Origin of the sequence: Streptomyces sp. NPDC048639, from assembly GCF_043199075.1 — a bacterium.
Taxonomy (GTDB): Bacteria; Actinomycetota; Actinomycetes; order Streptomycetales; family Streptomycetaceae; genus Streptomyces.
Window position 1 is genome coordinate 242,405 of sequence record NZ_JBICVP010000001.1, and the last position, 11,793, is coordinate 254,197.

At 70.4% G+C, this 11,793-nt stretch carries 8 protein-coding genes; 3 read left to right on the forward strand and 5 right to left on the reverse strand.

Annotated features, from left to right (window positions below; all coding sequences use genetic code 11):
- The first annotated feature begins 265 nt into the window (after positions 1–265).
- From ACGFNH_RS01025 to ACGFNH_RS01035, 3 genes are all read left to right on the forward strand, one after another.
- Positions 266–697, forward strand: coding sequence for an SRPBCC family protein (locus tag ACGFNH_RS01025; RefSeq protein ID WP_393650847.1), 432 nt, complete (start codon positions 266–268; stop codon positions 695–697).
- A gap of 32 nt (positions 698–729) precedes the next feature.
- Complete coding sequence (locus ACGFNH_RS01030) at positions 730–1,164, forward strand: CBS domain-containing protein (RefSeq protein WP_393650848.1); 435 nt, start codon at positions 730–732, stop codon at positions 1,162–1,164.
- Between the two features lie 122 nt (positions 1,165–1,286).
- Positions 1,287–1,745: a hypothetical protein gene (locus ACGFNH_RS01035; protein ID WP_393650849.1), complete on the forward strand. Its 459-nt coding sequence runs from the start codon at positions 1,287–1,289 to the stop codon at positions 1,743–1,745.
- A gap of 304 nt (positions 1,746–2,049) precedes the next feature.
- On the opposite strand, the gene ACGFNH_RS01040 is transcribed toward ACGFNH_RS01035, so the two are convergent.
- The 5 genes from ACGFNH_RS01040 to ACGFNH_RS01060 form a co-directional block, all read right to left on the reverse strand.
- Entirely contained in the window at positions 2,050–3,510 is a 1,461-nt protein-coding gene (locus tag ACGFNH_RS01040) for a glutamate synthase subunit beta (RefSeq protein ID WP_393650850.1), read from the reverse strand.
- Positions 3,503–8,104 (reverse strand): glutamate synthase large subunit, encoded by a 4,602-nt coding sequence (gene gltB, locus ACGFNH_RS01045; protein WP_393650851.1) that lies wholly within the window; start codon positions 8,102–8,104, stop codon positions 3,503–3,505. The genes ACGFNH_RS01040 and gltB overlap by 8 nt, the downstream gene beginning before the upstream one ends.
- Positions 8,105–8,405: 301 nt before the next feature.
- Positions 8,406–9,137: a VIT1/CCC1 transporter family protein gene (locus tag ACGFNH_RS01050; RefSeq protein WP_393651460.1), complete on the reverse strand. Its 732-nt coding sequence runs from the start codon at positions 9,135–9,137 to the stop codon at positions 8,406–8,408.
- 453 nt (positions 9,138–9,590) lie between these two features.
- On the reverse strand, positions 9,591–10,700 hold the full coding sequence (gene lgt, locus ACGFNH_RS01055; RefSeq protein ID WP_393650852.1) for a prolipoprotein diacylglyceryl transferase: 1,110 nt from the start codon (positions 10,698–10,700) through the stop codon (positions 9,591–9,593).
- A gap of 243 nt (positions 10,701–10,943) precedes the next feature.
- Complete coding sequence (locus ACGFNH_RS01060) at positions 10,944–11,720, reverse strand: DsbA family protein (RefSeq protein WP_393650853.1); 777 nt, start codon at positions 11,718–11,720, stop codon at positions 10,944–10,946.
- Between the last annotated feature and the right edge of the window lie 73 nt (positions 11,721–11,793).

Sequence of the window (11,793 nt, forward strand, 5' to 3'; positions counted from 1 at the left end):
CTCGTCATTGCGCTCTCCCTCTCACCACCTCCTTCCGGGCGGTGCCCGCCTCCTCCGGCAGGAGCGCCGCCGGAACAGGTCGGCCGGCGGCGCTCCGGGCGTCGTAGGCGGGCCTGGTCAGCGGCCTCGCAGACGGCCTCGCGGGCCGGGGGCGAGCCGGGGCGGGCCGCACAGGGAACCGCCTTCGGCCCACACGCCACAGGGCCGCTCCCCCGGGTCGCAGAGCGCGGCGGGGCAGCGCAGGCTGGTGTGTGGAGGTCCGACGATGAGCACGCTCGAAGAGCAGATCGACATCGACGTACCGGCGAAGGTGGCCTGGGACTGCCTCCACCGCGTCGAGGACTACCCGCGCTTCGTGGGCGGCGTACGGGACGCCCGTTTCGAGGGCCTGCACCGCGCGCATCTGGCCATCGAAACGGGCGACCGGATCCAGGAGGTCGACGCGGAGATCCTCGACCGGGGCCAGGGCCGGCTGATGATGTGGCGGACCACGAACGGGGCCCGTCTGCGGGGCACTTTCTCCGTCCTCCCCCTCGACCCGCAGCACACGCGCGTCCAGGTACGGGTGCAGTACGACCCGGACACGATCAAGGAGGCGTTCGGCGGTCCCAGGGGGTTCGCCCAGGCCCATGCGATCGAACGGCTGGTCCGCGAAGACCTGCGGCAGCTCAAGGACCTCGCGGAGGAAACGGAATAAGTGGACGAGCGAACGGAAGGGAAGGACCGGCCATGGCCGAAACAGGAACCCTGAAGGTCCGGGACATCATGACCTCGGGTACGCAGTGCATCGGCGAGAACCAGTCGATCCTGGAGGCCTGTCGCATGATGCGCGATATGAAGGTGGGCAGCCTCCCCATCTGCGGGGCGGACGACCGCCTCAAAGGCATGATCACCGACCGCGACATCGTGGTGAAGTGCTGCGCCGAAGGCATGGACCTGGAGCGGACCAAGGCGGGGCGGTTCACCGGGGAACTGCACTGGATCGACGCCGACGCCCCGATGACCGAGGCCCTGGAAATGATGGAGAGGCACCAGGTCAAGCGGCTTCCGGTGATCGATGTGCGCGACAATCACCGACTGTGCGGAATGATCAGCGAACAGAACCTGGCACGGAGCATCAGCGACGAGCAGCTCGCGGAGTTCGTCGAGCGGGTCTACGCCTGAGCGCAGGCCGGAGCCGGCGGCCCCGAGCCCACGACCGAACCGGAACCGGAACGCGAAGCGGAACCCCAGCGGGAACCCCCCGGCAGGGTGCGGCCGTCACATCTGCGACATCAGGAGGCACGATGCGCAGAGGGGTGACGGCCGCACTGCTGGCCCTGGCCGCGGTGTTCACGGCGGCGGGATGCGGCGACGACACGACCACGGTGAGCACCGGCGAGGAGCCCTCGCGCTTCGACAAACGCGCGGAGCGGATCGTCGAGGACTGGCCGCAGCACGTACCCCCCGTCAAAGGGCGCGAGGACGACATGCTCCCGCTGGAGGGGGCCGAACTCCCCCGCGGCCGCGACGGCCACCAGTTCGTCGTCCGCGTCGGGCACGGCGCCTGCGACGCGGACTACGGCGCCCATGTGCACGAGACGGACAAGGTCGTCGTGGTCGCCGGCTGGGCCGTCGAGAAGAAGGACGTCGACGTCTGCACCGACCAGTTGGTGCTCGACGACGTCGACGTGAAGCTGAAGAAGGATCTCGGGGACCGCCCCGTGGTGGATGCGGCCACCGGCAAGCCGCTGCTGAACGGCTGAGTGCCGGCGGCAAGGCCAGGAGAACGGTCCGCGGCGCCTGCTCCGGTCGGGGGTGGAGGCAGGCGCCGCGGTTTCCGTCCGTACGCCGTTGTACGGAACAGCTTCTCCTGTTGTGCGGCAGGTTGTCGGGGCGCGCACGACCGGTGCGCCCAAGGCGCCACCCCGTCGTACGGCCGTACGTGCGCCCCGTCGTACGAGGCGACGCCCCTGTCCGTACGCGAGTTGCACGATCGGACGCAGCGGCCGTCGCGGACGCGGCCGTCGCGGATGCGTCCGTCGCGGATGCGTCCGTCGCGCCGCGCCGTCAGACCGTCAGCGCGCGGTCCGTCGGGCGGATCGGTGCCGGCAGGGAGCTGACCCCGGTCAGGAAGCGGTCCACACCGCGGGCGGCGGAGCGCCCCTCGGCGATGGCCCACACGATCAGCGACTGCCCGCGGCCCGCGTCACCGGCGACGTAGACGCCGGGCACGTTGGTCGCGAAGTCGGCGTCCCGGGCGACGTTGCCGCGCTCGTCCAGCTCCAGGCCGAACTGCTCGACCAGGCCGTTCTCGCGGTCGATGCCGGTGAAACCCATGGCCAGGGTGACGAGCTGGGCCGGGATCTTCCGCTCTGTGCCCGGCTTCTGCTCCAGCTTGCCGTCCTTGAACTCCACCTCGATCATGTGCAGCCACTGGACGTTGCCGTCCTCGTCGCCCTCGAAGTGGGTGGTCGAGACCGAGTAGAGGCGCTCGCCGCCTTCCTCGTGGGCCGAGGTGACCTTGTAGAGCATGGGGAAGGTCGGCCACGGCTGGTTCGGGCTGCGCTCCTCGCCCGGCTTGGCCATGATCTCGAGCTGCGTGACGGAGGCCGCGCCCTGGCGGTGGGCCGTACCGACGCAGTCCGCGCCGGTGTCGCCGCCGCCGATGACGACGACGTGCTTGCCCTCGGCGCTGATCGGGGAGGAGACGAAGTCGCCCTCCTGCACCTTGTTGGAGAGCGGCAGGTACTCCATCGCCTGGTGGATGCCGCTGAGTTCGCGCCCGGGCACCGGCAGGTCACGGGCGGTGGTGGAACCGGCGGCGATCACCACCGCGTCGTAGCGGCGGCGGAGCTTCGGCGCGTCGATGTCGCGGCCGATCTCCACCTCCGTACGGAACTTGGTGCCCTCCGCGCGCATCTGCTCGATGCGCAGGTTGATGTGGCGCTTCTCCATCTTGAACTCGGGGATGCCGTACCGGAGGAGACCCCCGATGCGGTCCGCGCGCTCGTAGACGGCGACGGTGTGGCCGGCCCGGGTGAGCTGCTGGGCGGCGGCCAGGCCCGCGGGCCCGGAGCCGATGACGGCGACGGTCTTGCCGGACAGCCGGTCGGGCGGCTGCGGGGTGACGTCACCGGTCTCCCACGCCTTGTCGATGATGGTGACCTCGACGTTCTTGATGGTCACCGCGGGCTGGTTGATGCCGAGCACGCACGCCGACTCGCACGGGGCGGGGCACAACCGCCCGGTGAACTCCGGGAAGTTGTTGGTGGCGTGCAGACGCTCGCTGGCCTCGGTCCAGTCCTCGCGGTAGGCGTAGTCGTTCCACTCGGGGATGAGGTTCCCCAGCGGGCAGCCGTTGTGGCAGAACGGAATGCCGCAGTCCATGCAGCGGCCGGCCTGCTTGCTGATGATGGGCAGCAGGGAACCCGGCTTGTAGACCTCGTTCCAGTCGCTGACGCGCTCCTCGACGGGGCGCGTCTCGGCGACCTCGCGGCCGGTGGTGAGGAAGCCCTTCGGGTCAGCCATGGGTCGCCGCCTCCATCATCTTCTCGTGGATCTCGGACTCGGGGAGTCCGGCTCGCTCGGCGGCGTCCTTGGCGGCGAGCACTGCCTTGTACGTGGCGGGCGTGACCTTGCTGAAGCGGGTCACGGCGGTGTCCCAGTCTGCGAGGAGTTTGTCCGCGACGGTCGAGCCGGTCTCCTCGTGGTGGCGGCGCACGACGTCGTGCAGCCACTCCTGGTCGTCGCTGTCCAGCGGTCCGACGGCGGAGGTCAGTTCCCCGTTGACGTTGTCGGGGTCGAGGTCGATGACGTAGGCGAAACCGCCCGACATGCCGGCCGCGAAGTTGCGGCCCGTGTCACCGAGCACGACCGCGTTGCCACCGGTCATGTATTCGCAGCCGTGGTCGCCCACGCCCTCGGAGACCACCGTGGCACCGGAGTTGCGGACGCAGAAGCGCTCGCCGACCTTGCCGCGGAGGAAGATCTCACCACTGGTGGCGCCGTACGCGATCGTGTTGCCCGCGATGGTGGAGAACTCGGCCAGGTGGTCGGCGCCCCGGTCGGGACGGACGACGAGCCGGCCGCCCGAGAGCCCCTTGCCCACGTAGTCGTTGGCGTCGCCCTCCAGGCGGAGGGTCACACCGCGCGGCACGAAGGCGCCGAACGACTGGCCCGCGGAGCCGGTGAAGGTGATGTCGACGGTGTCGTCGGGCAGGCCCGCGCCACCGAACTTCTTGGTCACCTCGTGGCCCAGCATCGTGCCGACCGTACGGTTGATGTTGCGGATCGCGATCTGCCCGCGGACCGGCTGCGCGGCCTCGGGGCTGTCGGCGGTCAGCGCGTCGGCGGCCAGCTTGATGAGCTCGTTGTCCAGCGCCTTGGCCAGACCGTGGTCCTGCTCGACCACCTGGTGGCGCACCGAGCCCTGGGGCAGGTCCGGCACGTGCAGCAGCGGCTCGAGGTCGAGGCCCTGGGCCTTCCAGTGGTTCACCGCCCGCCGGATGTCGAGGACCTCGGCGTGGCCGACGGCCTCTTCCAGGGTGCGGAAGCCCAGCTGGGCCAGCCACTCGCGGACCTCCTCGGCGATGAACTCGAAGAAGTTCACGACGAATTCGGCCTTGCCGCTGTAGCGCTCGCGCAGCACCGGGTTCTGGGTGGCGATACCGACCGGGCAGGTGTCCAGGTGGCAGACGCGCATCATGATGCAGCCGGAGACCACCAACGGCGCGGTCGCGAAGCCGAACTCCTCGGCGCCGAGCAGCGCGGCGATGACCACGTCGCGGCCGGTCTTCAGCTGGCCGTCGGTCTGCACGACGATACGGTCGCGCAGGCCGTTGAGCAGCAGCGTCTGCTGCGTCTCGGCCAGGCCCAGCTCCCAGGGGCCGCCCGCGTGCTTGAGCGAGGTGAGCGGCGAGGCGCCCGTACCGCCGTCGTGGCCGGAGATCAGCACGACATCCGCGTGCGCCTTGGACACACCGGCGGCGACGGTGCCGACGCCGACCTCGGAGACCAGCTTGACGTGAATGCGCGCCTGGGGGTTGGCGTTCTTCAGGTCGTGGATGAGCTGGGCGAGGTCCTCGATGGAGTAGATGTCGTGGTGCGGCGGCGGGGAGATGAGCCCCACGCCCGGCGTGGAGTGCCGGGTCTTGGCCACCCACGGATACACCTTGTGGCCGGGGAGCTGGCCGCCCTCGCCGGGCTTCGCGCCCTGCGCCATCTTGATCTGGATGTCGTCGGAGTTGACCAAGTACTCGCTGGTGACACCGAAGCGGCCGGAGGCGACCTGCTTGATGGAGGACCGGCGGGCGGGGTCGTACAGCCGGTCCGGGTCCTCGCCGCCCTCACCGGTGTTGGACTTGCCGCCGAGCTGGTTCATGGCGATGGCCAGCGTCTCGTGCGCCTCCTGGGAGATGGAGCCGTACGACATGGCGCCGGTGGAGAACCGCTTGACGATCTCGCTGACGGGCTCGACCTCGTCGATGGAGATCGGCTCGCGGTCGCCTTCCTTGAAGCCGAAGAGGCCGCGCAGCGTCATCAGGCGCTCGGACTGCTCGTCCACGCGCTCGGTGTACTGCTTGAAGATGTCGTAGCGGCGGGAGCGCGTGGAGTGCTGCAGCCGGAAGACCGTATCCGGGTCGAACAGGTGCGGCTCACCCTCGCGGCGCCACTGGTACTCGCCGCCTATGTCCAGCGCCCGGTGGGCCGGGGCGATGCCGGAGGCCGGGTACGCCTTGGCGTGCCGCTCGGCGACCTCGCGGGCGATGACGTCCAGGCCGGCGCCGCCGATCTTGGTGGTGGTGCCGTGGAAGTAGGTGTCGGCGAACTCCTCGTCCAGGCCGACCGCTTCGAAGACCTGCGCGCCGCGGTAGGAGGCGACGGTGGAGATGCCCATCTTGGACATCACCTTCAGAACGCCCTTGCCGAGCGCCTTGATGAGGTTCTTGATCGCCGTCTCGGCCTCCATCCCCGGCAGGAACGTCCCTGCGCGGACGAGATCCTCGACCGACTCCATGGCCAGGTACGGGTTGACGGCGGCGGCACCGTAGCCGATGAGCAGCGCGACGTGGTGCACCTCGCGGACGTCACCGGCCTCGACCAGCAGCCCCACCTGGGTGCGCTGCTTGGTGCGGATGAGGTGGTGGTGGACGGCGGAGGTCAGCAGCAGCGACGGGATCGGCGCGTGCTCGGCGTCCGAGTGGCGGTCGGAGAGCACGATGAGCCGGGCACCGGCGTCTATGGCCGAGTCGGCCTCGGCGCAGATCTCCTCGATCCGGGCGGCGAGCGACGCACCGCCGCCGCTGACCCGGTAGAGACCGGAGAGGTTGGCGGCCGTGAAGCCGGGCAGGTCGCCGTCGGCGTTGATGTGGATGAGCTTGGCCAGCTCGTCGTTGTCGATCACCGGGAACGGCAGGGTGACGCTGCGGCAGGACGCGGCGTGCGGCTCCAGCAGGTTGCCCTGCGGGCCGAGCGAGGAGTACAGCGAGGTGACGAGTTCCTCGCGGATGGCGTCCAGCGGCGGGTTGGTGACCTGCGCGAACAGCTGGGTGAAGTAGTCGAAGAGCAGCCGCGGGCGCTCGGACAGCGCCGCGATCGGCGAGTCCGTACCCATCGAACCGATCGGCTCCGCACCGGCCTTGGCCATCGGCGCGAGCAGGACCCGCAGCTCCTCCTCGGTGTAGCCGAAGGTCTGCTGGCGGCGGGTGACCGAGGCGTGGGTGTGCACGATGTGCTCGCGCTCGGCCAGGTCCTCCAGCTCGATGATCCCGACGTCGAGCCATTCCTCGTACGGCTGCTCGGCGGCGAGCTGGGCCTTGATCTCGTCGTCCTCGATGATGCGGTGCTCGGCGGTGTCGACGAGGAACATCCGGCCCGGCTGGAGGCGGCCCTTGCGGACGACCTTGGCCGGGTCGATGTCGAGGACGCCGACCTCGGAGGAGAGGACGACGAGGCCGTCGTCGGTGACCCAGTAGCGGCCGGGGCGCAGGCCGTTGCGGTCGAGGACGGCGCCGACCTGGACGCCGTCGGTGAAGGTGACGCAGGCGGGGCCGTCCCAGGGCTCCATCATCGTGGCGTGGAACTGGTAGAAGGCGCGGCGGGCCGGGTCCATGGAGGCGTGGTTCTCCCATGCCTCGGGGACCATCATCAGCACCGAGTGCGGCAGCGACCGGCCGCCGAGGTGGAGCAGCTCCAGGACCTCGTCGAAGGATGCGGAGTCGGAGGCGCCGGTCGTGCAGACGGGGAAGACCTTCTCCAGGCCGTCCTCGCCGAACAGCTCGCTGGCGAGCTGCGACTCCCGCGCCCGCATCCAGTTGCGGTTGCCCTGGACGGTGTTGATCTCGCCGTTGTGCGCGACGAAGCGGTACGGGTGGGCCAGCGGCCAGCTCGGGAAGGTGTTCGTCGAGAAGCGCGAGTGGACCAGGGCGACGGCGGTCGCGAAGCGGCGGTCGGACAGGTCCGGGAAGAAGGGCTCGAGCTGCCCGGTGGTCAGCATGCCCTTGTAGACGATCGTCCGCGCGGAGAGCGAGGGGAAGTAGACGCCGGTCTCGTGCTCGGCGCGCTTGCGCAGCACGTACGCCTTGCGGTCCAGCGCGATGCCCGTCGCCTGCCCGTCACGGTCCGTGACGAAGAGCTGGCGGAAAGCGGGCATGGTGGCGCGGGCGCCGGCGCCGAGCATCTCGGGAGCGACGGGGACCTCGCGCCAGCCGAGGACGGCCAGCCCCTCCTCCGCGGCGATGGCCTCGATACCGGTGGCGGCCTCGGCACCGGCCTCGTCCTCGGCGGGCAGGAAGGCGATGCCGACGGCGTACGAGCCGGCCTCGGGCAGGGCGAATGCGGCGGTCTCACGCAGGAAGGCGTCCGGGACCTGCAGCAGGATGCCCGCGCCGTCACCGGAGTCCGGGTCGGAGCCCGTGGCGCCGCGGTGCTCGAGATTGCGCAGCACGGTGAGAGCCTGCTCCACGAGCTCGTGGCTCGCCTCACCGGTGAGGGTGGCCACGAAACCGACACCGCAGGCGTCGTGCTCGTTGCGCGGGTCGTACATCCCCTGCGGAGCGGGGCGCCCGTCCATGGGCGACCAGGCGGCGGTGCCGCTGGTCGAGTGCGTGGACGCGGAACGCATCGGCTCTCCCGTCGTCGTCGTGGCAGTGTCAGTGCCGAGGGACGACGTTGGCCCTCTGCGCAAATTTTCGTGCAGGTTACATGATGGGGAGCTTCTCGCGAAGCGGATACATCATTCCAGCATGCGGACACCGCCCTGGTGCGGTGAGGGGGGCAAATACGGATGGATCGACATCCGTTGCCCGGGGGCACAGCAGGCGACACTGCCTGTAGCGCTTTCGGCTCATGCCCGCTCGTAAACGAGCTGAAACCGAGGAGAAACGTATTGGTCGAGGTCGGCAGGGCCGCCCGGAGGCCCTGTGCTAGCCGACCGCGGTGCCGAAGAGCACGCCGAGTCCGAAGGTGACCGCGGCCGCGGCTCCCCCCAGTATCAGCTGCCGGAGCCCGCTGTACCACCAGGAGCGGGCCGTGACCCTGGCCACCACGGCGCCGCAGGCGAAGAGCCCCACCAGCGCCAGCAGCGCCGCGGGCCACAGCGTGACCGCCCCGAGGAGGTACGGCAGCACGGGCAGCAGCGCGCCCAGCGCGAAGGAACCGAACGATGACACGGCGGCCACGGTCGGTGACGGCAGGTCCGAGGGGTCGACACCCAGCTCCTCCCTGGCGTGGATCTCCAGCGCCTGCTCGGGGTCACGGGAGAGCTGGCACGCCACCTTGCGCGCGAGGTCGGGATCCACACCTCGCGACTCGTACAGCGCGGCCAGCTCGTCCTGCTCGTCCTTGGGGTGCTTGCGCAGCTCGCGCCGCTCCACATCCAGCTCTGCGAGGACCAGCTCACGCTGTGAGGCGACGGAGGTGTACTCGCCGGCGGCCATCGAGAAGGCCCCGGCGGCGAGACCGGCAAGACCGGTGAGCACGATCGCCTGGGAGGACACGCTGCCCCCGGCGACACCGCTGATCAGGGCGAGGTTGGAGACGAGCCCGTCCATGGCGCCGAACACGGCGGGCCGCAGCCAGCCGCCGTTCACATCGCGGTGCGTGTGGTTGTCGCGATGGGCGTCGTGCAGGTCGGCGTCGGTATCGATGACGGACATCGTCTTCACGCGCTCCTTCCGAGGGGGCTACGGGGCCGTACGCCCTGTCCCCAACGCCTCGACCGTACGCACGCTTCCCCAAGATCGTCTAGCAAGGAAGGCCGAACTAACCACGCTGACCTGGGAGTTCTCCGTCGGACCGGTTGAATCGGACCGGTTGAAGGGGTCATGCGAAGGGGGTCTCCGGTGGCCGCGGACCCGCTCGGCCGCCGGGTCGGGGAGGGCACGTGGCGGGGCGGCGCATCGGAGTCGGCGCGGGGAGGCCGGGGCGTACGTCGGAGCCGTCGCGTGGAGGTCGGCCGTCGGGGCGGCATGCAGAGATCGCCCCGTCTGCACCACCGTCTGCATCAGCGTCCTCGTCGCCGCGTCCGTGGGTGCGTGCGTGGGGTCGCTGCGCATGCGAACGGCCGCCGGCCCGGGCGGGCGTGGCGGCCGTCGGCGTGGAACGGGGCGTCAGCGCTTCTTGCCGCTGCCCGCCTCGGTTCCGGACCCGGATCCGGAACCGGAACCGGAACCGGAACCGGAACCGTCGGCAGGTGCCGGCGCATCGCCACTGTCATCACCGGTGCTCGGCGCGGTGTCGGAGGGTGTGGCCGCATCGGAGTCCGTGGACGCGGTAGCCGCGTCCACGTCATCTTCCGGCGCGGACCGGTCCGGCCCGTCGGCGGCCTCGGAGCCGGCCGCAGCATCCTCCGCCACGGGCTCCGCCTCCTTCTTCCGCTCCGCTTCCGCGCGGGCGGCCTCGGCGGCCGGTTCGACCACGGCCTCGCGCCCAGGGCGGCGGTTCGCGGAAATGATCATGTAGGCGACGGCGGCCAGGAAGACGACGACCGACGTCCACACATTGAGCCGGACGCCCAGAATGTGGTGCGCCTCGTCGATGCGCATGTACTCGATCCAGCCGCGGCCCACGGTGTACGCGGCGACGTAGAGCGCGAAGGCCCGTCCGTGACCCAGCTTGAAGCGGCGGTCGGCCCAGATGACCAGCAGCGCCACGCCGATGCACCACAGCGACTCGTACAGGAAGGTCGGATGGTAGGTCCCCGCGACCCGGCCGGTGGCCGCATCGCCGTCGATCTTCAGGGCCCACGGCAGATCGGTGGCCCGGCCGTACAGCTCCTGGTTGAACCAGTTGCCCCAGCGTCCGATCGCCTGGGCGAGGGCGATGCCCGGCGCGACGGCGTCGGCGTACGCGGGGAGCGGGATGCCCCGGCGGCGGGCGCCGATCCAGGCGCCGACCGCGCCCAGGGCGATGGCGCCCCAGATACCGAGACCGCCCTCCCAGATCTTGAACGCGTCGACCCAGTCGCCGTTCTTGCCGAAGTACGGCTCGTACGTGGTGATCACGTGGTAGAGCCGGCCACCGACGAGGCCGAAGGGCACCGCCCAGACGGCGATGTCCGCCACCGTCCCCGGAAGGCCGCCGCGGGCGACCCATCGGCGGCTGCCGAGCCAGACGGCGACGAAGACGCCGATGATGATGCAGAACGCGTAGCCGCGAAGCGGGATCGGTCCGAGGTGGATCACGCCGGTCGACGGGCTGGGAATGTATGCGAGGTCCATGGCAGAACCGAACCTACAGTGCACCCCCGCCGCTTTCCCAGCCCGGTCCCTCCCCTTACTTCCCGAGCAGGGCGAACAGCGCGGCAGCCGCAGCGGTCGCCGCACGCCGGGGTCCCGCACGCCGGGGTCGCGGCACTGCGGCCAGGAGACGGCCCAGGGCGGCAGCACGCCGCCCCCGCTCCGATGCGCGGCGCGGGGGCGGCGAGAGGGGCGCAGGGCCCGGCCCGGGAGGTCCGTGGTGTGTCAGGACTTCTTCCGGGCTGCGTCCTCGACCATCTTCGTCAGCTTCTCGGGCGTCAGCGGGTCCTGCTGGTTGCTGTAGATGTTCTTGCCGTTGAGCAGAACGGTCGGGGTGCCCTGGTGGCCGGAGTTGGTGAACTCGCTGTTGGACTTCTCCACCCAGCTGTCGTGGCTGCCGTCGTTCACACACTTCTTGAACGTGGGCGTGACCAGGCCCTTCACCTGCCCGGCCAGGTCGATCAGATGGGTCTTGTCCGCGAAGGCGTCGTCCTGCTCCGCCGGCTGGTTGCGGTAGAGGACGTCGTGGTACGCCTGGAACTTCCCGGCGTCCTGCGCGCACGCCGCGGCATTGGCGGCCGCGCTGGAGCCGCTGCCGCCCATGTTGCCGTCGATGATCGTGGCCAGGTGGTAGTCGGTGCGGAGCAGGCCGCGGTTCTGCAAGGTGTGGACGGTGTCGCGGAAGCCGTTCTCGAACTGGCCGCACGCGGGGCAGCGGAAATCCTCGTAGACCGCGAGGGACGACGGCGCGGTGGACCGCCCGACCGGGATCGCGAGGTTGTCCTCGCCGTTGGCACCGGTCGGCGCGACCACGGGCCCGTCCCCGTCACCACCCGCCTGGGACACCGCGAAGCCCACGCCCCCGGCGATCGCAAGGACGGCGACGCCCACCACGCCGACGAACAGCGTCCGCTTCCGCTTGTCGCGGGCCCTGTCCCGCTCGCGCTCCACCTGCAGCCGCTCGCGTGCGCTGCTCTTACCGTCACGGTTCTTCTCGCTCACGTCTGGGAAACGAACCGGGGAGGCACGAGCGTGCCTCCCCGGTCCCAGATCCACCCTTACGAGCTACGCCGCC